The organism is Pseudomonas sp. GLN_2, from assembly GCF_043106005.1.
Taxonomy (GTDB): Bacteria; Pseudomonadota; Gammaproteobacteria; order Pseudomonadales; family Pseudomonadaceae; genus Aquipseudomonas; species Aquipseudomonas alloputida.
Window position 1 is genome coordinate 19,755 of the sequence record NZ_JBICMC010000086.1, and the last position, 21,993, is coordinate 41,747.

Here is a 21,993-nt window from a genome sequence, read left to right on the forward strand (position 1 = left end):
GGGCCGGCGCTTGGCGCCGGCCACGTGTTGAACCGGGATGAAAGGCCAGCTGCGCCGGCCCACGGCAATCAGACGACGCGAACGCAGATTTCGCCCAGGCCTTCGACGCCACCCACCATCAGCTCGCCAGCGATCACCGGACCAACGCCTTCGGGCGTACCGGTCATGATCAGGTCACCCGGCTGCAGCTCGAAGAAGCGCGACAGGTAGGCGATGGTTTCCGGCACCGACCAGATCAGCTTGTCGATGTCGCTGCGCTGGCGGTCCTGGCCTTCGACCTGCAGCCAGATGCCGGCCTGCGCCGGATGGCCAACCTGGCTGGCCGGGTAAAGCGGCGCGATGGGTGCTGAGGCGTCGAATGCCTTGCCGATTTCCCAAGGGCGGCCCATTTCGCGCATTTTCATCTGCAGGTCGCGGCGGGTCATGTCCAGGCCCACTGCATAACCGAACACGTGTTCGTTGGCCTGCTCGGGCGCGATGTTGCGCCCGCCTTTACCGATGGCTGCGACCAGTTCGATTTCGTAGTGGTAATTGCTGGTTTGCGCCGGGTATGGCAGCTCCAGGGTCTGGCCGTCGGCCGTCGGTACCACGGCATCGGCCGGCTTGCAGAAGAAGAACGGCGGCTCGCGGTCCGGGTCAAAGCCCATTTCACGAGCGTGGGCAGCGTAGTTGCGGCCCACGCAGTAAACGCGGCGTACAGGGAAGCGCTGGTCGCTGCCGGCGATCGGCAGGCTGGTGGTGGCGGCAGGTTCAAACAGGTAAGTCATGGCAGGGCTCCTTGGATCAATGATGTTCGCGGGCTTCGCGCAGCAGCCCGAGGGCCTCCTGCACCGGCCGATCGGAATAACTGAACAGCACACACTCGTCGTCCGCCTGCAGGCTCAGCCATACCCAGCTGGGCACGACGAAGGTGTCCTTGGGCTCGAAATGGAAGGTCTGCCCACCGATGATGGCGCGCCCCCGTCCCTCGACCACCGAGTACACGGTGGCATCGGTGCAGCGGGCAGTCTTGCCGGCGAATCCGCGTGGCAGCAGCTGCATGCAGGTACCGATGGTGGGCATGGCCCAGCCGCCAGTGGCCGGGTTGACATAACGCAGCTTCACGCCATCCCAGGCATCCACTTCGCCCTGCTGCTCAAGCGTGGCCAGCGCTTCGCGGGTACGCGCATACGGGTAACTGAAAATCGGTGAGGTAGCGCCCTGCACCTCATGGCGTAGCGGCAGCATGTTGGCGCCGTAGCGGGCCAGGCTGTTGCCGTCCGGGCGACTGACTGGCTGCACGGCCTGCGGGTAGTTCTCGGCGAAACCGGCGCCATAGAAGCGCACGGTGGGGATGTCCAGGCCGTCGAGCCAGATCACCGGCTCGCCGCCTTCGGTTTCGCTGGGGTTGCCGTGGTCATGCCAGGTCCAGGACGGAGTGATGATGAAGTCGCCCGGGTGCATGGTGGTGCGCTCGCCGTCCACTGCGGTGTAGGCGCCCTTGCCTTCGACCACGAAACGCAGCGCCGACTGGCTGTGGCGGTGGCTGGGGGCGATCTCGCCCGGCAGGATCAGTTGCAGCCCGGCATACAGGCTGGGGGTGATCGAGGCCTGGCCGCGAATACCCGGGTTTTCCAGCACCAGCACCCGGCGCACCGCCTCTTCGGCGCTGATCAGCTGACCGGCCTCCATCAGGTACGGGCGCACTTCACTGAAGCGCCACAGCGCCGGCACGCAGGTGGTGGTGGGCTGCGGCGGTACCAGGTTGTGCAGCTGTTCCCACAGGGGGAACAGCGCCTGGCTGTCGATGCGTTGATAGAAGTCGGCGCGGGCCATGCCGATGTTGTCGTTGTTATTCATCGCTTCACCTTCGGTGGGCTGGGAAGGGGCGATTGGCAGTGGCAGCGCCCCGTTATGCGACCGATTAAACGCCCGCCAGGCATACAAAAAAAATGATATTTTCATATGCATCCATACTAAAAAGATGATGAGAGGCACGCCATGCACTGGACCCGCCGCCTGCGCCCAAGGCACCTGCAACTGCTGGTGACGCTGGCCGAAACCGGTAACCTCAGCGACACCGCACGGCAGGCCTACACCACCCAGCCTGGGCTGTCGAAGTTCCTCAAGGAGTTGGAGGAAGATGCCGGCGCCCTGCTGTTCGAGCGCCATGCCCGGGGCCTGCGGCCGACCGCCGAAGGTACCCTGCTGGTCAACCATGCGCGGCGCATACTCAGCGAGATGGAACGCGCACAAAGCAACCTGGACGCCCTGCGCGAAGGCAGCACACCCAACGTGGCGATAGGCACCTCACCGGCTTCGGCGCCAAGCCTGGTGCCTGACGCCATCCTGTACTTCCTGGAAAAACACCCGAAAGCGCAGGTATCGCTGCAGGAAAGCACGATGAACGTGCTGCTCGAACGCCTGCAGTTGGGCCAGCTGGATGTGGTGGTCGGGCGGGTCGATAACTACCAGCCCAGCCAGGCCCTGCACAGCGAGATGCTGTTTCGCGAACCCATGCAGGTAGTCGCCCGTCCCGACCACCCGTTAGCCAAGCGCAAGGGCCTGAACTGGGACGACCTGTATCAGTACGATTGGCTGTTGTGGCCGCCTGCCACGCCGATCCGCAACCGCCTGGACACGGCCCTGAGCAACGCCGGGCGCAAGCCGTTGCCGTGCCGCATCGAATCATCGTCGCTGATGGCCAATTTGTGGTTGATGCAGAACAGCGACATGCTGTCGGTGGCGTCCGGGCGGGTGGCCGAGCATTTCCATGGGCGCGGGTTGTTGCGGCAGCTGGATTTCGAGCTGGAGGCCGAAGGCTCGATCGGTATGTGCTGGCGTGATGAACCGCATATCGAAGGGGCAGTACTGGATTTGCTGGAGAGCCTGCGCCAAGCGGCCCGCAGCCCCATTCGCAAGCCGTGACCGGTGCTGGTTTCTGCACGGGCCGAACGTTCAGGCCGCAGCGCCGTCATAACCTGAGCCGGTGCCGACACGCAAAGAGGACGCGAAATGACCCAGCCCGACCCGTCGTACGTCAAATGGCTCGAAGACCGCGCCATGCTCAAGGCCTCCCAGGCGCGCGCCAGCCTGTACTCAGGCCAGTCGCGCCTGTGGCAACAACCGTACGCCGAGGCTCAGCCCCGCCGCGCCACCGAAATCGCCTCGGTGTGGCTGACCGTCTACCCCGACGCCATCATCGCGCCCGAGGGCTGCTCTGTACTCGGTGCCCTTGCTCACGAAGCGTTGTGGAAGCGCCTGTCGGAGATCGGCGTACAGGGCCTGCACACCGGCCCGATCAAACTGTCCGGTGGCATCCGCGGCCGCGAGCTCACCCCCAGCGTGGACGGCAACTTCGACCGCATCAGCTTCGACATCGACCCGCTGTACGGCAGCGAGCAGGAACTGATCCAGATGAGCCGCATGGCCGCTGCACACAATGCCGTGACCATCGACGACCTGATCCCCTCGCACACCGGCAAGGGCGCCGACTTCCGCCTGGCCGAGATCGCCCATGGCCCCTACCCGGGGCTGTACCACATGGTCGAGATCCGCGAAGAAGACTGGACGCTGCTGCCCGAGGTGCCCGCCGGGCGCGATGCGGTCAATTTACTGCCGGCTCAGTGTGACGAGCTGAAGGCGCGCCATTACATCGTTGGCCAGCTGCAGCGGGTAATCTTCTTCGAGCCGGGCGTGAAGGAAACCGACTGGAGCGCCACGCCGCCGATCACAGGCGTGGACGGCAAGACCCGCCGCTGGGTGTACCTGCATTACTTCAAGGAAGGCCAGCCCTCGCTGAACTGGCTGGACCCTACCTTCGCCGCGCAACAAATGATCATTGGTGACGCACTGCACGCGCTGGACTGCCTGGGTGCACGCGGCCTGCGCCTGGACGCCAACGGCTTTCTCGGCGTGGAAACCCGCGCCAGCGGCACCGCCTGGTCGGAAAGCCACCCGCTGTCGCTCGTCGGCAACCAGCTGATCGGTGGCATGATCCGCAAGGCTGGCGGTTTCAGCTTCCAGGAGCTGAACCTGACCCTCGATGACATTGCGCAGATGTCCAGGGGCGGTGCCGACCTGTCCTACGATTTCATTACACGGCCGGCCTACCAGCATGCGCTGCTGACCGGCGACACCGAGTTCCTGCGCCTGATGCTCAAGGAGATGCACGCCTTCGGCATCGATCCGGCCTCGCTGATCCATGCCCTGCAAAACCATGACGAGCTGACCGTGGAGCTGGTGCACTTCTGGACACTGCACGCGCACGACATGTACCTGTACAAGGGCCAGACCCTGCCTGGCAGCATCCTGCGCGAACATATCCGCGAAGAGATCTACGAACGGCTGTCGGGGGAGCATGCGCCGTACAACCTGCGCTTCGTGACCAACGGCATTGCCTGCACCACCGCCAGCCTGATCGCCGCTGCACTGGGTATCCGCGACCTTGAACAGATTGGCGTAGCGGATATCGAGCTGATCAAGAAGGTGCACCTGCTACTGGTCATGTACAACGCCATGCAGCCGGGGGTAGTCGCCCTGTCCGGCTGGGACCTGGTCGGTGCCCTGCCCTTGCCCGCCGAAGCGGTGGCCGAACGCATGCTCGACGGCGATACCCGCTGGATTCACCGAGGCGGCTATGACCTGGCCGGGCTTGACCCACAGGCACAGGCTTCCGTGCGAGGCATGCCGCGTGCCCGAGCGCTGTACGGCAGCCTCGACAGCCAGCTGGACGAGGGTGATTCATTTGCCTGCCAGGTGAAGAAACTGCTGGCTGTGCGCCAGGCTTACGGTATTGCCACCAGTCGTCAGGTGCTGGTACCTGAGGTGAGCAGCCCAGGGCTGCTGGTGATGGTGCACGAGCTACCAGCCGGGCGCGGTATCCAGATCTCTGCGCTGAACTTCGGCCAGGAGGCAATTGCCGAGGAACTGCTGTTGACCGGCTTCACACCTGGGCCGGTGGTCGACATGATCAACGAGACGGTCGAAGGCGATTTGACCGAGGACGGGCGCCTGATGGTGAACCTGGACCCGTACGAAGCGCTGTGCCTAAGGATCGTCAACAGCAGCGGGCATGTTTGAATCTGGCGTGGCCCTGCCGTCGGCAAACCGGTTTCGCCCACAAGCACGCCGTTTGCCCCGCGCAGGCGCCAGACTCGCAAGCCGGCTTGCCAGCCAAGAAGCCGGTCTTGCATTTACGGCGCTACGGGCATAGCGTTCGGAAGTTTTCTTTTCCGTGCCCAGGAGCAACTCCATGTACACCGGCATCGTCCAGGCCGTGCGCCCTCTGCTTGATGTGACCACCTACCCGGGCCACAACCAGTTCACCATCGACCTCACCCCGGAACTGCTCGACGAGCTGAAAATCGGTGCCAGCGTCAGTGTCGAAGGTACCTGCCTGTCCGTGACCGAAATCGACGGCAGCCAGGTCAGGTTCGACGCCATGACCGCTACCCTCGAACGCACCAATCTGAGCAGCTTCAAGCCTGGCCGGAGCGTGAACATCGAACGCTCAGCGAAGATGAACGCCGAAGTCGGCGGCCACCTGATGGCCGGCCACATCGCCACCACCGCCGAGATCGTCGAGCTGTCGATCAAGGAAACCGGCGCCTTCATCAAGTTCCGCATGCCGCCGCAATGGGGCAAGTACGTGTTCCCGCGCGGTTTCATCGGGGTCAATGGCTGCAGCCTGACGGTCGCTGACGTGGAGGATAACGTGATCACCATCAACCTGATCCCGGAAACCCTGCGTCAGACTACCTTCGCCAGCTACCACACAGGTGAACTGCTCAACATCGAGGTCGACCACCAGACCATGGTGCTGGTCGATGTGGTAGAGCGCACCATCAAAGGTACCCTGGCCCGCGAAAACCTGCTGCCCTGAGGCCTGCACATGCTCCCTAACGCCCTCCCCGCGCGCACAGCCAGGCGTTTGCGCCTGCAGGTAATGCGCGGTCGCGTCGGCCTCGGCCTGGTCGCCGCCCTGTCGGTGCTGGCCGGCATGACCGATGCAATCGGCTTGCTGGCACTGGGCGATTTCGTGTCGTTCATGAGTGGCAACACCACACGCTTGGCGGTGGCCATCAGTGAAGCTGACCTAGCCCTTGTGCTACGCCTCAGTGGCGCGGTACTGGGCTTTGTTGCGGGCAATGCGCTGGGTGTGCTCCTGGCTCGCGGATTGCGCCGTCGAGCCTGGCCGGTGCTGTTGGTGGTTGCCGCACTGCTGGCTTTCGCGGCAGCGTGGCCGTTGCCGGCCACCTTCCCTGCGCTGTTGGCGGCCACGCTGGCCATGGGCATGATCAATGCGGTCGTGGAACAGGTGAATGGCCTGCCCATTGGCCTGACTTACGTGACAGGCGCCCTGTCGCGTTTCGGCCGCGGCCTGGGGCGTTGGCTGCTGGGCGAGCGGCGCAATGGCTGGCGGGTCCAGTTGATACCTTGGGCCGGGATGTTGCTGGGCGCCGCGCTCGGCGCCTGGTTGCAACAACACCTGGGCCTGCAGGCGCTGGCCGGCAGTTGTGCGCTGGCCTGCGTGCTGGCACTGGTATCGCGGTTCATACCGCGTTCCTGGCAGCGTGGCTACATGCCGCGCTGATCATTCGATACGTGGGTGCTGCTGTGCCAGCTTTTCGCGCTTGGCTTCCAACTCGGCGATCTGCGCATCGATGTCCTCGATCTTCTGCTCGATGTTGTCGTGGTGCTCCTGCAGCAGTTCACGCGCCTCTTCGATGTCTGACGCCGCAGGTGCAGCGCCGCGCAGGGGCTTGTTGGCGGTTTCCTTCATGGTCAGGCCGGTAACCAGGCCGACAGCAGCGATCACCATCAGGTAATAGGCCGGCATGTACAGGTCGTTGGTGGTCTCCACCAGCCACGCAGCGAGGGTTGGGGTAAGGCCGGCGATCAGCACCGAGATATTGAAGGCGCTGGCCAGGGCGCTGTAACGGATGTGCGTGGGGAACATGGCCGGCAGCGTCGAGGCCATGACGCCGATGAAGAAGTTCAGCAACACGGCAATGATCAGCAGGCCGGCGAAAATAAGCCCAAGCACCCCACTGTTGATCAGCATGAATGCCGGAATGGCCAAGGCCAGCAGGCCGACACTGCCGACGATGATGAACGGCCGTCGGCCAAACTTGTCGCTGAGCAGGCCGATGATCGGCTGCACGAACAGCATGCCGACCATGATCGCGATGATGATCAGCACGCCATGGTCTTCGCTGTAGTGCAGGTTGTGCGACAGGTAGCTGGGCATGTAGGTAAGCAGCATGTAGTAGGTGACGTTGGTGGCGATTACCACGCCGATGCAGGTCACCAGGCTGCGCCAGTGCTGGGTGGCCACCTCCTTGAACGACACCTTGGGCCCGGAGGCCAGGCCTTCACGATCGCCCTGTTCCAGCTTGTCGACGTGCTGCTGGAACGCAGGTGTTTCTTCCAGCGCATGGCGCAGGTAGAGGCCGATGATGCCCAACGGCAGGGCCAGGAAGAACGGCAGGCGCCAGCCCCATTCGAGGAATTTTTCTTCACCCAGCACCGTGGAAATGAGCACCACCACCCCTGCGCCCAGCACAAAGCCGGCAATCGAACCGAAATCCAGCCAGCTGCCGAGAAAGCCGCGCTTGCGGTCAGGCGCGTACTCGGCAACGAAGATCGAGGCACCGGTGTATTCGCCACCCACCGAAAAGCCCTGGGCCATCTTGGCCAGCAGCAACAGGATGGGCGCCCAGATACCAATGCTTGCATAGGACGGTATCAGGCCGATGGCGAAGGTGCTCAGGGACATGATCACGATGGTCGCCGCGAGGATTTTCTGCCGCCCGAACCTGTCGCCCAAGGCGCCGAAGAACAACCCGCCAAGGGGCCGGATCAGGAACGGCACCGAGAAGGTGGCCAAGGCCGCGATCATTTGCACGCTGGGGTCGGCGTTGGGGAAAAACACCTTGCCCAAGGCATAAGCGACGAAGCCATATACCCCAAAGTCGAACCACTCCATGGCGTTGCCCAACGCGGCGGCCGTGATCGCCTTCTTCATCTTGGCGTCGTCGACGATGGTGATGTCCTTCAGGCCGATTGGCTGGACGCTTTTCTTGCGAGGTTTCATACCCGTATCCCTGTCGATGAATGCTCTAAGGGATCAGATACAACGGGACACTAAATAATTCAGCGCTTACTGTTTTTTTGTGTGTTTGCGGCACCACCCAACGGCGCCCAAAGAAAAGCCGCTGCAATGGCAGCGGCTTTCATGCCCAAGGCCTGGCTTCAGATACCTTCGCGCGCGAGGTCCATGGCGAAGTAGGTCAGGATCAGGTCGGCACCGGCACGCTTGATTGCGCCAATGCTTTCGCGCACCACCCGGCCTTCGTCGATGGCACCGGCCAGGCCACCGAACTTGATCATCGCATACTCGCCACTCACCTGGTACGCCGCCAGTGGCAGGCGCGAAGCGGCGCGGATGTCGGCGATCACATCAAGGTAGGCACCGGCCGGCTTGACCATCAGCACGTCCGCGCCTTCCTGCTCGTCGAGCAGCGACTCGCGCACCGCTTCGCGGCGGTTCATCGGGTTCATCTGGTAGCTTTTGCGGTCACCCTTCAGTGCAGTGCCGCCGGCCTCACGGAACGGGCCATACAGCGACGAGGCGAACTTGGTCGAGTAGGCCATGATCGCAGTGTCGTGGAAGCCGGCACCGTCCAGCGCGCTGCGGATAGCCTGCACCTGGCCGTCCATCGCCGCCGAGGGGGCAATGAAGTCGGCACCGGCAGCAGCGGCGATGACGGCCTGCTTGCCGAGGTTGGCCAGGGTGGCGTCGTTGTCCACGCCATGGTCATGCAGCACGCCGCAGTGGCCGTGGCTGGTGTATTCGCAGAAGCAGGTGTCGGACATCACCACCATTTCCGGCACGGTGTCCTTGCAGATACGCGACATGCGCGCAACCAGGCCGTTTTCGTTCCAGGTGTCGCTGCCATCGGCATCCAGGTGGTGCGATACGCCAAAGGTCATCACCGACTTGATACCGGCGCGGGCATAGCGCTCGATTTCCTGGGCCAACAGCTTCTCGGGGATACGATTGACACCGGGCATGCTGGTGATCGGCACGAAATCATCGATGCCCTCTTCGACGAAGATCGGCAGGATCAGGTCTTCAAGGCGGAACTCGGTTTCCTGGAAGATCGTGCGCAGGGACTCGTTCTGGCGCAGGCGGCGGGGACGAACGGACGGGAATTGGTTGGACATGACAGCTCCAGGGAATTTGAACGGCGTATACCTTATGCCTGTCGCGCGCCAGTGAAAAGGCTAAATGACGAGATTGTGTCTTGCGTCAATGGCAACGACCGGGGTTTGCCTGTGTTGGCCTTTTCGCGGGCAAAACCGCGCCCACAAATCCCGTAGGTGCGGGTTTACCCGAGAAGAGGCCGGTACAGGAATAAATTACTGCAGCCAGGGCGGCGTCACTTCCTCTGCCTTGGCCGGCCCATGCTCAGCCTCGGCGCGTGCTGCACGGCGGCGAGCGTCGTCCATCCGGGCGGCGTCGATCTCGCGCATCACCCCGGTTACGTCAGCTTCATGTTCGTCATCCTCGAACACCCCGGTCAACGGGCTGTCGGGCAGCAACTCGCCGGCCTCGTACAACGCCCACATCTCCTGCGCATAGCGGGTGCTTTTCAGCTCCGGGGCAAAGCGCCCGAAATAATGGGCCATGTTGTCCACATCGCGCTGCAGCATGCTGAAGGCGTGATTGTTGGCGGCGGCGTCCACTGCCTGCGGCAGGTCGATGATCACCGGCCCGTCCGGGCCGAGCAGCACGTTGAACTCGGACAGGTCGCCATGCACCATTCCGGCGCACAGCATCAGCACGATCTGGCGAATGACGAAGGCGTGGAACGCGCGGGCATCCTCCGCTTCGAGGTGAACGTCGTTCAGGCGCGGGGCCGCATCACCATCGGCATCGGTGACCAGCTCCATCAGGAGCACGCCGTCCTGGAAGTCGTAAGGCTTGGGCACCCTCACACCTGCGGCGGCCAAACGGAACAGCGCTGCCACTTCGGCGTTCTGCCAGGCATCTTCGGCTTCTTTGCGGCCGTACTTGCTGCCCTTGGCCATGGCCCGGGCCTGACGGCTGTTGCGTACCTTGCGGCCCTCCTGGTATTCGGCGGCCTGGCGGAAACTGCGCTTGTTGGCTTCTTTATAGACCTTGGCGCAACGTACCTCGCTGCCACAGCGCACCACGTACACAGCGGCTTCCTTGCCACTCATCAACGGCCGTAGTACTTCGTCGACAAGGCCGTCTTCGATCAACGGTTCGATTCTTTTAGGTGTCTTCATCAGGCTGCGTTCAGGGTCCTGGCTTTGTTGGCGGACATCCTCTCACAGCCTGATGCGACTTGCTCGTCTGTCTTCAGACCGGACGAATCAGGCGCCCTGCCCTACGCCAGCCACCGCCCCGCCGCGTGCCCGGCGCCGGGTCACCAGCACCCCCGAGCACACCACCAACACCGCCAGCACCATCGTCGAGACCACTTCCAGGCGATGATCCGGGCGGAACAGCATCAGTACCAGTACGCCGCTGATAAACAGGATCACGCCCCAGGTCAGCCACGGGAACAGCCACATGCGGTAACCCAGTGTCTTGCCCTGTGCCGTCAGGCGCTGGCGCAGGCGCAGCTGGGAAATGGCGATGACCAGATACACCAGCAAGGCAATGGCACCGGAGCTGGCCATGAGGAAGCCAAACACCTGAGCCGGCACCAGGTAGTTGGCGATCACCGCCAGGAAGGCAGCCCCCGTCGACAACAAGACTGCCACCACGGGTGTACCACTGCGGCTGGTTATCTGGGCACAGGCCGGGGCATCACCACGGCGGCTAAGCGAATAGACCATGCGCGAGGCGGTGTACAGCGACGAGTTGAGGCAGCTGGTCACCGACGTCAGCACCACGAAGTCGATGATGGCCTTGGCATTTGGCACGCCGAGGGTGTCCAGCACCGTGACATAAGAGCCTTCGGTCGCCAGGCGTGGGTCGGTCCACGGTACCAATGCGATGACGATGAAGATCGACAGGATGTAGAACAGCGTTATCCGCCAGATCACTGAATTGGTGGCCTTGGAAATATGCTTGCCCGCCTCGTCGGATTCAGCCGCAGCAATGGTCACCACCTCGGCCCCGAGGAACGAGAACATGGTGATCAGCATTGCGCTCAGCACCGCACCAAAGCCGTTGGGCATGAAGCCCCCCGTATCCCACAGGCGCGAGACGCCGCTGACGCCGGACCCCGGCAACAGGCCGAAAATGGCGCAAACACCCAGGGCGATGAAGCTGACGATGGCCACCACCTTGACCAGTGCCAACCAGAACTCGAACTCACCGTAATTCTTCACGCTGAACAGGTTGGTGGCCGTCAGCAGCAACGTGATCACCAACGACAACACCCAGATCTCCATCTGCGGGACCCAGGAGTTGATGATGGTAGCGGCGATATTGGCCTCGATCGGAATGATCAGCACCCAGAACCACCAGTACAGCCAACCGATGGTGTAACCGGCCCATTTGCCGATGGCGAGGTCAGCGTAGGTTGAGAACGAGCCGGTGTCCGGGGAGGCAACCGCCATTTCGGCCAGCATGCGCATCACCAGCACCACCAGGCCGCCCGCCAGGATATAGGCCAGGATGGTGGCAGGCCCCGCTTCGGCGATGGCGCGGCCAGAGCCGACAAACAGCCCGGCGCCGATCACGCCGGCAATGGACAGCATGGTGACATGCCGTGATTTCAATCCATGACTCAAATTGTTCTTGTGGGTTTGCATGGCGCTACCTTGTTGTTTTTGTCATGCCCACGCGGGGGCCGCCGGCTGCACGTCACCGACGCAGGCGCGAAAAAGCCCGCCCTGCCCTGAATGGTGAGCAGGGCAGTACGGGTTGAGTAAAACGAAACCGCAGGAGGTGTTACCAGGGTGTCAGCTGGCAGCCCTCTGGTTGGCCGACAGGTCAGCCTTGGGGAAGCTGCCGCCCTGCAGGCCGACCTGCTCGCACACCTTCTCGACGATGTAGGCGCCGATCGGGATGGCCGAGGTGGCGGCTGGTGACGGTGCGTTGCACACGTTGACACTGCGTGCGGTGTTGACGAACAGGAAATCGTCGATCAGCTTGCCGTCGCGCGACACCGCCTGGGCACGCACGCCGGCCGGGTAAGGCGTGAGGTCGGCTTTGGTAATGCTCGGGCAGTACTTCTGCACCTGCTTGAGGTACCCGCCCTTGAACAGCGAGTTCTTCATTTCGATCAGGCCCGGGCGGAAGTTCTTCGCCAGCACCTTGAGGATGCCGGGCGTGGTCAGGGTCTGGAACAGGTCGCTGGGGCTGACATCGGTCTTACGGTAGCCCTCGCGCTTCATCGCCAGCACGGCGTTGGGGCCTACGGTGACGGTGCCGTCGATCATGCGGGTCAGGTGCACCCCCAGGAAGGGCATCGACGGGTCGGGAATCGGGTAGATCAGGTGGTTGACGATCTGATTGTGCTGCTTGGGCAGCAGGTAGTATTCGCCACGGAACGGGCAGATCACGAATTCGGTACGCAGACCGAGCATGCCCACCACGCGGTCAGCCATCAGCCCCGAGCAGGTCACCAGGAAACGGCTGTGCAGTTCATCACGCTGGGTGCGCACGATCACTTCATTTGCCTGTTCCTGCAGGCCGACCACTTCTGCGCCATAGCGGATTTCGCCGCCGGCACGCTGGAACTCTGCGCCCATCGCAGCGGTGACCTGGGCGTAGTTGACGATGCCGCTGGACGGCACGAAGATGCCCCCCATACCGACGATGTTGGGCTCACGCTCGCGCAACTCGTCAGCCGACAGCCAGTAGCGTTCCAGGCCATTGGCCGCCGTGCGCTCCCACAGCGCCTTCATGCGCTGCATTTCCAGATCGTTGGTGGCGACCAGCAGCTTGCCGCACTCATCGAAACGGATGCCGTGCCGGGTGCAGAAGGCTTTGGTCGCCTTGTTGCCTTCCAGGCAGAAACGCGCCTTGAGGCTGCCGGGGGTGTAATACACGCCGGCGTGGATCACGCCACTGTTATGGCCGGTCTGATGGCGAGCCGGGCCGGACTCTTTCTCCAGCAGGAGAATCTTCGCGTCCGGGTAGACCTTGATCAGGTGCATGGCCGTGGACATGCCCACAATCCCGCCGCCAATAATGATGAAATCGTACACAGCCTTACCTCACACGCAGGCATTGCCTGGCAGGCTCACCAAGGCCCGCACGGGGCCTGGTGGCATTGTTTTGTGCAAAAACGCGTGGGCGAGCGCCCGCCCCGCGCCCTGTCATTACTGCCCGCGCTGGTACAGCGGCTTGGGGAAGGCGACGTAACCACGCTGGCGCATCAGTTCGCGGCGCAGGCCCTCGTGCGGGGTGAAGCGATCGCGGCCATGCAGCCAGAACAGGTTGTTGATCAGCAGGAAACTGCCTACGCCTACCGGTACCGAGACCTTCTTGCCGCTGCCTTCCAGCGACTCGGACAAGGCGTTCAGCCAGATACCTTCCTCGTAGTTCTCCGGCTGCACGAACTGGTCAATGTAGCGCATGGTCGGCCGGCCTTCGGTGTCGGTGTCAAATACCGAATGGAACACATCTTCGGCAACCTTTTTGCTCGGCGGTGCGGTCCAGCGCATTTCGCGACGTGCCATCGGGTGACGGAAGAACGCCTCGCACTGCTCCCAGTCGTCCAGGTGCAGCAGCAGCGAGTTGCCGCCTTCCATGTTCTTTTCGTCGATCTTCAGCATCAGCACATAGTCGGTGATCTGGTTCACGAACGTACCGTCGTTGTGCAGCTCCATCACACGGTGCGGCTGGCGCAGGTAGCTGTCGGAGTTGTCGCTGTTGACCACCACGAAGCGCGCATAGAACTGGCCACTCATGGCGTCATAGTTGGAACGGCCGATCAGGTGTGCACAGGCGGTGGTGAACTTGACCATGTCTTCGGCCTGGCTCACGTCGTCCAGGCCGATCGGGGTAATCAGCATGCCACCTGTGGCGCGGTCGAGGATGGTGTTGAGCAGCACCGGGCGCAGCGTGCCCTGGCACAGCTCGTCAAGTATTTCGCCTACGCGAAAACGCAGGAACGACTTGTACTCCAATGCCTGCACCGGCCACTGGGCAACGGCCTGCACGAACGCTTCGACGGTTTCCCGGGCAAAGGTCAGTTCAAGCAGGCGCGGCGACTGCTTCGAGGGGGCGATGGTGTAGCCCTGCGGTTCGAGCGGCAGTGGCATGACAAGTTCGTCGATCTGCGTAAAGGCGTTCATGGCAGTGTCCTGGCTAAAAAAGTAGGTGGCGCCGTCCGGTCATGACCTGGATCAGTGCGGGCGAGGTAAAAATATCGCCACTAAGTAAAAATGTCTACATTTTTATGTTTCAACGACACTAACCGAGTTTGTCCATTGTTTTTCGTCGGCAGAGGGTTTCGGTATGATCGGCAAAACGTTTTGAGGAACAGGATCTTGGAAGCGCTCGCCCCCCGACAAAACTCAGCATTCAGCGGGTATGAGAGGCTCAAGAAGGACATCATCCGCGGGGTGTTCAAGCCCGGTGAAAAGCTATTGATGAGCGCCCTCAAGGAACGCTACGACCTCGGTGTGGGCCCGCTGCGCGAAGCACTGTCGCAACTGGTGGCCGAGCACCTGGTCAACGCGATCAGTCAGAAAGGCTACCGGGTAGCGCCCATGTCGCTGGATGAGATGAACGACATCTACGACGCCCGCGCCAACCTGGAAGCGATGATCATTGCCCTGGCCATCGAGCGCGGTGACGATGCCTGGGAGGCGTCGGTGCTGGCCCACTCGCATACCTTGGCCAAGGTGGTGGAAGTGAAAACCCGCGAGCAGCGGCTGGATGTGTGGGACGAGCGGCACAAGGCGTTCCATACTGCCATTGCCTCGGGCTGCGGCTCCAAGCACCTGCTGCAGGCACGCACCTACCTGTTCGACCAGGCCGAGCGCTACCGCCACCTGTGGCTGACGCAGACGGTGTTTTCCGAACAGGCGCTGGCGCTCAAGCGCCAGGAGCATGCGGCACTGGTCGAGGTGATCCTCGCCCGGGATGCCAAAACCGCCAGTGCCATGATGCGCTCGCACCTGATGACACCGGTACCGATCATTGCGCAGATCATGCACGCCGAAGGCATCGGTGCCCGCTAGATGAATTTTTCTTAAATCGCCGGTTGTCTATTCTTTGGCACAATCAGATCTCCATTAGATGCCCAGGAACCAGCATGCCTCGCGTACTGACCATCGAAGACGACGCCGTCACCGGCCAGGAAATCGTCGCCGAACTGACCAGCCACGGTCTGGAAGTGGATTGGGCCGACAATGGCCGCGAAGGCCTGGCCAAAGCCATTGCGGGCGGCTACGACCTGATCACCCTGGACCGCATGCTGCCCGAGGTGGACGGCCTGACCATCGTCACCACCCTGCGCAACCTCAAGATCGCTACGCCGATCCTGATGATCAGCGCCCTCTCCGACGTCGATGAGCGGGTGCGCGGCCTGCGTGCAGGCGGGGACGACTACCTGACCAAACCGTTCGCCTCCGACGAAATGGCCGCACGAGTCGAGGTATTGCTGCGCCGTAACAGCGTACCCACGACCCAGACCCGCTTGCAGGTTGCCGATCTGCAGCTGGACCTGATCAGCCACGAGGCGCGCCGCGGTGACAACACCCTCAACCTGCTGCCCACCGAGTACAAGCTGCTGGAGTACCTGATGCGCCACAGCGGCCAGGTGATCACGCGGATGATGATTTTCGAGGAGGTCTGGGGCTATCACTTCGACCCGGGCACCAACCTGATCGACGTGCACATCGGCCGCCTGCGCAAGAAGATCGACTCACCCGGCCAGTCGCCGCTGATCCGTACGGTACGGGGCTCCGGCTATGCCATTGCTGAACCCGTCTAAAGGCTGGAGCTCTTCTACCAGCCGCCTGCTGGCGCTGTACAGCTTTCTGTTCGTGGCCTGGAGCAGCATCCTCATGGGGGTGCTGTACTTCGAGGTCTCCAGCTACCTGAACAAACTCACCCGTCACTCCATGCTGCAACGCCAGCACCTGTTCGCCCACATGAGCGGCAAGCAACTGGACGACGCCCTGATTGCCAGCCAGGCCTTCGAGGAGCGCAGCTTTGACGCCTACGGCCTGTTCGATAGCCAGCTCAACCCGATTGGCGGCACCGTGCGGGCCTTGCCCCCAGAGCTCAGACTGGACGGCAAGATCCATGAATTGGAACGCTGCCTGGATGCCGACGACCCACGCATGCCCCGCGACAGCTGCGACGCGGTGGCAATCAAGGTACAGGATGGCCGGTGGCTGGTGCTGGTGCGTGACAATGGCTCGCTGTTCGTGGTTACCCGGATCATCCTGCACGCCCTGCTCTGGGGCATCTCGCTGACCCTGATCCCGGGTTTTGCCGGTTGGTACCTGCTACGGCGCAGGCCGCTCAAGCGTATACGGGCGATCCAGGCCCAGGCCGAACTGATCGTCGCCGGCGACCTGACCCACCGCCTGCCACTGTCGGCCCGCCGCGACGAGCTGGACATGCTTGCGGCGATCGTCAATGCCATGCTCGACCGTATCGAACGGCTGATGCATGAGGTCAAGGGTGTATGCGACAACATTGCCCATGACCTGCGTACACCGCTGACCCGCCTGCGCGCCCAGCTGTACCGTATTCGCCAGCAAAGCGACGTGGATTCTGCGCAAGCCGAAGCGCTGGACCAGGCCATCGGCGAAACAGACACCTTGATGGCGCGCTTTCGCGGGTTGTTACGCATCAGCGAGCTGGAAGACCGCCAGCGCCGCGCCGGCTTCGTCCAGCTTGACCCGCATGAACTGCTGGTAGAACTGCACGATTTTTACCTGCCATTGGCCGAGGATGGCGGCATTCAACTGCAATTGCACCAACCTGCGCAGCTCCCGGCACTGCACGGCGATCGCGAACTGCTGTTCGAGGCGTTGGCGAATCTGGTGGGCAACGCGATCAAGTTTACGCCCGAGGGTGGTCGGGTGCGCATAAGCGCCACGCTGGATGACAACGGCGTGCACATGGCGATTGAGGATAGCGGGCCAGGTATTCCCGAAGAAGAGCGGACGGCCGTACTGAAACGGTTCTATCGCAGCGATGAAGGCCACCGCCATGCCGGCTTCGGGCTGGGGTTGTCGATCGTGGCGGCAATCGTCGACCTGCATGGGTTCGGGCTGGAGATTGGCGAAAGCGAATTGGGTGGGGCCAGGCTGGTATTGCACTGCCCGCTTGCGGGTCTAGCGAAGTAAAAGCGGGGGCCGCCTTGCGGCCCTTCGCGGGCACGCCCGCTCCCACAGAGATAGCGCACACCTGAAATGTCGCGCCAACCTGTGGGAGCGGGCGTGCCCGCGAAGGGCTGCAGCGCAGCCCCAGTTGCTTTAGTCAGCCAGGCGCCAGGTCGTCGTGCCCTTGCTGTCTTCCAGCACTACACCCATGGCGGTCAGCTGATCGCGAATGCGGTCGGACTCAGCCCAGTTCTTGTCCGCACGCGCCTGCAGGCGCGCCTGGATCAAGCCCTCGACTTCAGCCGCATCGACCTTGCCTTCGGCACCGGCACGCAGGAAGTCATCGGCCTCCAGCTGCAGCACACCCAGCACATCCCCCAGCTCGCGCAGTCGACCGGCCAGACCGGCAGCCGCTTCCGGGTCGCTGTCGCGCAGGCGGTTGATCTCGCGCACCAGGTCGAACAGAACGGCACAGGCTTCCGGGGTGCCGAAGTCGTCGTTCATCGCCACGCTGAAGCGCTCGACAAACGCTTCGCCACCCTTGGCCGCCACCCGTGGCAGGCCGCGCAGCGCGTGGTAGAAGCGCTCCAGTGCGCCCTTGGCGTCACGCAGGCTGTCTTCCGAGTAGTTGATCGCGCTGCGGTAGTGGCTGGCCACCAGCAGGTAGCGCACCACCTCCGGGTGGTACTTCTCGAGCACGTCGCGGATGGTGAAGAAGTTGTTCAACGACTTGGACATCTTCTCGCCGTTGATACGGATCATGCCGCAATGCATCCAGGCGTTGGCGTACTGCTTGCCAGTGGCCGCCTCGCTCTGGGCAATCTCGTTCTCGTGGTGCGGGAACTCCAGGTCGCTGCCGCCGCCGTGAATGTCGAAGCTCTCGCCCAGGCAGCAGGTGGACATGACCGAGCACTCGATGTGCCAGCCCGGGCGACCCGGGCCCCATGGCGATTCCCAGCTTGGCTCGCCCGGCTTGACGCCCTTCCACAGGACGAAGTCGAGCGGGTCCTGCTTGGCTTCGTCGACCTCGATGCGTGCACCGATACGCAGGTCTTCGATCTTCTTGCGCGACAGCTTGCCGTAGCCGACGAACTTGCCGACCCGGTAGTACACGTCGCCATTGCCTGGCGCGTAGGCGTACCCTTTGTCGATCAGGGTCTGGATCATCGCGTGCATGCCAGCGATATGGTCGGTGGCACGCGGCTCCTGGTCCGGCGGCAGAATGTTCAGGCGGCGCTCATCTTCGTGCATCGCGTCGATCATGCGGGCGGTCAGGGCGTCGAAACTTTCGCCGTTCTCGTTCGCCCGGTTGATGATCTTGTCATCGATGTCGGTGATGTTGCGCACATAGGTCAACTCGTAGCCGCTCTTGCGCAGCCAGCGGGTGACCAGGTCGAACGCCACCATGCTGCGGCCATGGCCCAGGTGGCAGTAGTCGTACACGGTCATGCCGCACACGTACATGCGCACCTTGTTGCCATCCAGCGGCTTGAAGACTTCCTTGGTTTTGCTCAGGGTGTTGTAGATGGTAAGCACGGCGGTTCCTCAGCTGCCCCAGGAGTCACGCAGGGTGACAGTGCGGTTGAACACCGGGCGGCCCGGCTGGCTGTCTTTCAGGTCGGCGCAGAAGTAGCCTTCACGCTCGAACTGGAAGCGGTCCTCGGGCTGCGCCTGGGCCAGCGACGGCTCGGCACGGCACCCGCTGAGTACTTGCAGCGAAGCCGGGTTGATGTTGTCCAGGAAGCTGCCGCCCTCCTCGGTCTTTTCCGGGTTGGGCGAGCGGAACAGGCGGTCGTACAGGCGCACTTCGCATTCGACGCTGCCTTCAGCCGGAACCCAGTGGATCACACCTTTGACCTTGCGGCCTTCCGGGTTCTTGCCGAGGGTGTCCGGGTCGTACGAGCAGCGCAGTTCGACGATATTGCCGTCGGCGTCCTTGATGGCTTCGTCAGCACGAATCACGTAGCTGCCGCGCAGACGCACTTCACCGGCCGGTTCCAGGCGCTTGTAGCCCTTCGGCGGTTCTTCCATGAAGTCGTCGCGGTCGATGTACAGCTCGCGGGAGAACGGCAGCACACGCACGCCCATGTCTTCCTTCGGGTGACGTGGCAGCTCAAGCTGCTCGACCTGGCCTTCCGGGTAGTTGGTGATGACCACTTTCAGCGGGCGCAGCACGCACATCGCGCGTGGCGCGGTGCGGTCCAGGTCGTCACGGATGCTGAACTCGAGCATCGACATGTCGACCACACCGTCGGAACGGTTGGTGCCGATCATTTCGCAGAAGTTGCGGATCGAAGCCGGCGTGTAGCCACGGCGACGGAAGCCGGACAAGGTCGACATGCGTGGGTCGTCCCAGGCATCGACGTGCTTCTCGTCCACAAGCTGCTTGAGCTTGCGCTTGGAGGTAATGGTGTAGTTCAGGTTCAGGCGGCTGAACTCGTACTGGCGCGGGTGTGCCGGCACCGGCAGGTTGTCGAGGAACCAGTCGTACAGCGGACGATGCCCTTCGAACTCCAGGGTGCAGATCGAGTGGGTAATGCCCTCGATGGCGTCCGACTGGCCGTGGGTGAAGTCGTAGTTGGGGTAGATGCACCACTTGTCGCCGGTCTGGTGGTGGTGGGCATGGCGAATGCGGTACAGGATAGGGTCGCGCAGGTTCATGTTTGGCGAGGCCATGTCGATCTTGGCCCGCAGCACACGCTCGCCGTCCTGGAATTCGCCAGCCTTCATGCGAGCGAACAGGTCGAGGTTTTCTTCCACGCTGCGCTCGCGGAACGGGCTGTTCTTGCCCGGCTCCTTGAGGTTGCCGCGGTATTCCTTGGCTTGCTCAGGGGTGAGGTCGCAGACGTAGGCCTTGCCGCGCTTGATCAGCTCGACCGCCCAGTCGTGCAACTGGTCGAAATAGTCGGAGGCATAGCGCACCTCGCCGGCCCAGTCGAAGCCCAGCCACTTCACATCGCTCTGGATGGCGTCGATGTACTCCTGGTCTTCCTTGGCCGGGTTGGTATCGTCGAAGCGCAGGTGGCAGACGCCGCCGAATTCCTTGGCCAGGCCGAAGTTGACGCAGATCGACTTGGCGTGACCGATGTGCAGGTAACCATTGGGCTCCGGCGGGAAACGGGTGACGATACTGCTGTGCTTGCCCGAGTCCAGGTCGGCCTGGATGATCGGCCGCAGGAAGTTCGCAGGGACAGCGGGGGCGCCTTTGGCAGCGGCGTTGGGCGCGTTGTCGGCAGTGGGCTTGCTCATAGGATCCTTGAATGCGTGTGTCCAGCCTGGGTAGGCCGATTGAATCAAAGGGCCTATCATAGCCGAAGCAGTCAAGCTGCTGACAGCCGCGCCCGGACAAACTGATGTGATTTATCACGGCTTTTTGCCGCAGCCTGGCAAAATGGCCAGTGCGCGCCATGTGTCGCGATCGCCTGATCCTGCGTCTGGTGATAACCCGCGCCCTGCGCACCCCAATTTCTGATTGCCTTGAAAGAGCGAGTTTCAGCATGTCCAAAGTCAAACTGAGCACCAACCACGGCGACATCGTCCTGCAACTGGACGCCGAGAAAGCGCCACTGACTACCGAAAACTTCGTTCAGTACGTCAAGGACGGCCACTACAATGGCACCGTGTTCCACCGTGTGATCAAAGGCTTCATGATCCAGGGCGGCGGCTTCGAGGCCGGCATGAGCCAGAAGAAAACCCGCGCCAGCATCCAGAACGAAGCCGACAACGGCCTGAAGAACAAGAAGTACAGCATTGCCATGGCCCGTACCATGGAGCCGCACTCCGCCTCGGCGCAGTTCTTCATCAACGCCTCCGACAACGACTTCCTCAACCACAGCGGCAAGAACGTGCAAGGCTGGGGTTATGCCGTATTCGGTGAAGTGATCGAAGGCCGTGAAGTGGTCGACGCCATCGAAAAAGTGGCCACCGGTTCCAAAGCTGGCCACCAGGACGTACCGAAGGACGACGTGATCATCGAGAAAGCCGAGATCATTGAGTGATTCTGCTGATCTCTGATCTGCACCTGCAAGAAGAACGCCCGGATATATCCCGGGCGTTTCTTGATCTGCTCGATGGCCGCGCCCGCCACGCCAAGGCCCTGTACATCCTTGGTGACTTCTTCGAAGCGTGGATTGGCGACGATGCCATGACGCCCTTCCAGCAGTCGATCTGCCAGGCCATGCGCCGGCTGAGCGACAGTGGCACGGCCATCTACCTGATGCATGGCAACCGTGACTTCCTGATTGGCCAGGCCTTTTGCAAAGCTGCGGGCTGCACGCTGTTGAACGACCCCAGCGTGATCGAGCTGGGTGGTGAACAGGTGCTGCTGATGCATGGCGACACCCTATGCACTCGCGACCTGGGCTACATGAAGATGCGCCGCCTGCTACGCAATCCGCTGAGCTTGTGGATCCTGCGCCACCTGCCGCTGTCGGCCCGCTACAAGCTGGCACGCAAGCTGCGCAGCGAAAGCCGCACGCAAGTGCGGATGAAGTCCACCGAAATCGTCGACGTCACGCCAGAGGAAGTCCCCAAGGTGATGGCGGCGCATGGCGTGCGCACCTTGGTGCACGGCCATACCCATCGGCCAGCGATTCACAAGCTGGTGGTCGATGGCCAGCCGGCACGGCGTATCGTGCTGGGCGACTGGGACCGCCGCGGTTGGGCCTTGCAGGTTGACGAGCAGGGCTTTCAGTTGGCGCCGTTCGAGTTTTCCTGACCCGGCGGGTCGCC

General features: G+C 62.6%; 19 protein-coding genes. 9 read left to right on the forward strand and 10 right to left on the reverse strand.

The annotated features are described in order from the left end of the window. Nucleotides 1–68: 68 nt before the first annotated feature. Together ACF8Q6_RS20820 and gtdA are read right to left on the reverse strand one after the other, a co-directional pair. Nucleotides 69–767 carry a fumarylacetoacetate hydrolase family protein gene (locus tag ACF8Q6_RS20820; RefSeq protein WP_180689885.1) on the reverse strand — a complete coding sequence of 233 codons (699 nt, stop codon included), beginning with the start codon at nt 765–767 and terminating at the stop codon, nt 69–71. 16 nt (nt 768–783) lie between these two features. Further along, a complete protein-coding gene (gtdA, locus tag ACF8Q6_RS20825; RefSeq protein WP_392491423.1) occupies nt 784–1,839 on the reverse strand; it encodes a gentisate 1,2-dioxygenase in 1,056 nt (351 codons plus the stop codon). Between the two features lie 141 nt (nt 1,840–1,980). Here gtdA and ACF8Q6_RS20830 point away from each other — a divergent pair, with 141 nt between their 5' ends. The 4 genes from ACF8Q6_RS20830 (at nt 1,981) to ACF8Q6_RS20845 (ending at nt 6,574) form a co-directional block, all read left to right on the forward strand. Further along, entirely contained in the window at nt 1,981–2,907 is a 927-nt protein-coding gene (locus ACF8Q6_RS20830; protein WP_180689883.1) for a LysR substrate-binding domain-containing protein, read from the forward strand. An 87-nt stretch (nt 2,908–2,994) separates the two neighbouring features. Beyond that, complete coding sequence (treS, locus tag ACF8Q6_RS20835; RefSeq protein WP_392491424.1) at nt 2,995–5,061, forward strand: maltose alpha-D-glucosyltransferase; 2,067 nt, start codon at nt 2,995–2,997, stop codon at nt 5,059–5,061. Between the two features lie 172 nt (nt 5,062–5,233). Then, complete coding sequence (locus ACF8Q6_RS20840) at nt 5,234–5,863, forward strand: riboflavin synthase subunit alpha (protein WP_161774890.1); 630 nt, start codon at nt 5,234–5,236, stop codon at nt 5,861–5,863. A gap of 9 nt (nt 5,864–5,872) precedes the next feature. Beyond that, nucleotides 5,873–6,574, forward strand: coding sequence for a YoaK family protein (locus ACF8Q6_RS20845; protein WP_003248091.1), 702 nt, complete (start codon nt 5,873–5,875; stop codon nt 6,572–6,574). Here the strand turns inward: ACF8Q6_RS20845 and proP are convergent, their stop codons facing one another. The 6 genes from proP to glaH form a co-directional block, all read right to left on the reverse strand. Further along, on the reverse strand, nt 6,575–8,077 hold the full coding sequence (proP, locus tag ACF8Q6_RS20850) for a glycine betaine/L-proline transporter ProP (protein ID WP_003248089.1): 1,503 nt from the start codon (nt 8,075–8,077) through the stop codon (nt 6,575–6,577). A gap of 158 nt (nt 8,078–8,235) precedes the next feature. Then, nucleotides 8,236–9,210 carry a porphobilinogen synthase gene (hemB, locus tag ACF8Q6_RS20855; protein ID WP_010953815.1) on the reverse strand — a complete coding sequence of 325 codons (975 nt, stop codon included), beginning with the start codon at nt 9,208–9,210 and terminating at the stop codon, nt 8,236–8,238. Between the two features lie 195 nt (nt 9,211–9,405). Beyond that, complete coding sequence (locus ACF8Q6_RS20860; protein ID WP_003248085.1) at nt 9,406–10,299, reverse strand: PA4780 family RIO1-like protein kinase; 894 nt, start codon at nt 10,297–10,299, stop codon at nt 9,406–9,408. Nucleotides 10,300–10,386: 87 nt separating this feature from the next. Continuing rightward, nucleotides 10,387–11,778 (reverse strand): GABA permease, encoded by a 1,392-nt coding sequence (gabP, locus tag ACF8Q6_RS20865; protein ID WP_012052530.1) that lies wholly within the window; start codon nt 11,776–11,778, stop codon nt 10,387–10,389. A gap of 150 nt (nt 11,779–11,928) precedes the next feature. Next, nucleotides 11,929–13,179, reverse strand: a complete 1,251-nt coding sequence (gene lhgO / locus ACF8Q6_RS20870) for an L-2-hydroxyglutarate oxidase (RefSeq protein ID WP_392491425.1) — start codon at nt 13,177–13,179, stop codon at nt 11,929–11,931. 114 nt (nt 13,180–13,293) lie between these two features. After that, nucleotides 13,294–14,271, reverse strand: coding sequence for a glutarate dioxygenase GlaH (glaH, locus tag ACF8Q6_RS20875; RefSeq protein ID WP_003248080.1), 978 nt, complete (start codon nt 14,269–14,271; stop codon nt 13,294–13,296). 195 nt (nt 14,272–14,466) lie between these two features. Here glaH and csiR point away from each other — a divergent pair, with 195 nt between their 5' ends. The 3 genes from csiR to ACF8Q6_RS20890 all read left to right on the forward strand — a co-directional run bounded on the left by csiR (nt 14,467) and on the right by ACF8Q6_RS20890 (nt 17,286). Continuing rightward, a complete protein-coding gene (gene csiR / locus ACF8Q6_RS20880) occupies nt 14,467–15,162 on the forward strand; it encodes a DNA-binding transcriptional regulator CsiR (RefSeq protein ID WP_003248079.1) in 696 nt (231 codons plus the stop codon). 74 nt (nt 15,163–15,236) lie between these two features. Beyond that, entirely contained in the window at nt 15,237–15,917 is a 681-nt protein-coding gene (locus ACF8Q6_RS20885) for a response regulator transcription factor (RefSeq protein WP_010953809.1), read from the forward strand. Beyond that, the gene (locus ACF8Q6_RS20890) at nt 15,895–17,286 is read left to right on the forward strand and encodes a sensor histidine kinase (RefSeq protein WP_392491426.1); all 1,392 of its coding nucleotides are present in this window, start codon (nt 15,895–15,897) and stop codon (nt 17,284–17,286) included. The genes ACF8Q6_RS20885 and ACF8Q6_RS20890 overlap by 23 nt, the downstream gene beginning before the upstream one ends. A 129-nt stretch (nt 17,287–17,415) precedes the next feature. Here the strand turns inward: ACF8Q6_RS20890 and cysS are convergent, their stop codons facing one another. Continuing rightward, entirely contained in the window at nt 17,416–18,798 is a 1,383-nt protein-coding gene (gene cysS / locus ACF8Q6_RS20895; RefSeq protein WP_021782392.1) for a cysteine--tRNA ligase, read from the reverse strand. 9 nt (nt 18,799–18,807) lie between these two features. After that, nucleotides 18,808–20,511: a glutamine--tRNA ligase/YqeY domain fusion protein gene (locus tag ACF8Q6_RS20900; RefSeq protein WP_392491427.1), complete on the reverse strand. Its 1,704-nt coding sequence runs from the start codon at nt 20,509–20,511 to the stop codon at nt 18,808–18,810. Between the two features lie 248 nt (nt 20,512–20,759). Between ACF8Q6_RS20900 and ACF8Q6_RS20905 the strand changes: the two genes are divergently transcribed. Both ACF8Q6_RS20905 and ACF8Q6_RS20910 read left to right on the forward strand, forming a co-directional pair. Continuing rightward, the gene (locus ACF8Q6_RS20905; RefSeq protein ID WP_010953805.1) at nt 20,760–21,260 is read left to right on the forward strand and encodes a peptidylprolyl isomerase; all 501 of its coding nucleotides are present in this window, start codon (nt 20,760–20,762) and stop codon (nt 21,258–21,260) included. Continuing rightward, nucleotides 21,257–21,979, forward strand: a complete 723-nt coding sequence (locus ACF8Q6_RS20910) for a UDP-2,3-diacylglucosamine diphosphatase (RefSeq protein ID WP_350297777.1) — start codon at nt 21,257–21,259, stop codon at nt 21,977–21,979. The genes ACF8Q6_RS20905 and ACF8Q6_RS20910 overlap by 4 nt, the downstream gene beginning before the upstream one ends. Nucleotides 21,980–21,993: the final 14 nt, after the last annotated feature.

Bases quoted from the DNA above. Each gene is read 5' to 3' on its own strand.
- ACF8Q6_RS20820 (WP_180689885.1), bottom strand. From the start codon at position 767: ATGACTTACCTGTTTGAACCTGCCGCCACCACCAGCCTGCCGATCGCC.
- gtdA (WP_392491423.1), bottom strand. From the start codon at position 1,839: ATGAATAACAACGACAACATCGGCATGGCCCGCGCCGACTTCTATCAA.
- ACF8Q6_RS20830 (WP_180689883.1), top strand. From the start codon at position 1,981: ATGCACTGGACCCGCCGCCTGCGCCCAAGGCACCTGCAACTGCTGGTG.
- treS (WP_392491424.1), top strand. From the start codon at position 2,995: ATGACCCAGCCCGACCCGTCGTACGTCAAATGGCTCGAAGACCGCGCC.
- ACF8Q6_RS20840 (WP_161774890.1), top strand. From the start codon at position 5,234: ATGTACACCGGCATCGTCCAGGCCGTGCGCCCTCTGCTTGATGTGACC.
- ACF8Q6_RS20845 (WP_003248091.1), top strand. From the start codon at position 5,873: ATGCTCCCTAACGCCCTCCCCGCGCGCACAGCCAGGCGTTTGCGCCTG.
- proP (WP_003248089.1), bottom strand. From the start codon at position 8,077: ATGAAACCTCGCAAGAAAAGCGTCCAGCCAATCGGCCTGAAGGACATC.
- hemB (WP_010953815.1), bottom strand. From the start codon at position 9,210: ATGTCCAACCAATTCCCGTCCGTTCGTCCCCGCCGCCTGCGCCAGAAC.
- ACF8Q6_RS20860 (WP_003248085.1), bottom strand. From the start codon at position 10,299: ATGAAGACACCTAAAAGAATCGAACCGTTGATCGAAGACGGCCTTGTC.
- gabP (WP_012052530.1), bottom strand. From the start codon at position 11,778: ATGCAAACCCACAAGAACAATTTGAGTCATGGATTGAAATCACGGCAT.
- glaH (WP_003248080.1), bottom strand. From the start codon at position 14,271: ATGAACGCCTTTACGCAGATCGACGAACTTGTCATGCCACTGCCGCTC.
- ACF8Q6_RS20885 (WP_010953809.1), top strand. From the start codon at position 15,237: ATGCCTCGCGTACTGACCATCGAAGACGACGCCGTCACCGGCCAGGAA.
- ACF8Q6_RS20890 (WP_392491426.1), top strand. From the start codon at position 15,895: ATGCCATTGCTGAACCCGTCTAAAGGCTGGAGCTCTTCTACCAGCCGC.
- ACF8Q6_RS20900 (WP_392491427.1), bottom strand. From the start codon at position 20,511: ATGAGCAAGCCCACTGCCGACAACGCGCCCAACGCCGCTGCCAAAGGC.
- ACF8Q6_RS20905 (WP_010953805.1), top strand. From the start codon at position 20,760: ATGTCCAAAGTCAAACTGAGCACCAACCACGGCGACATCGTCCTGCAA.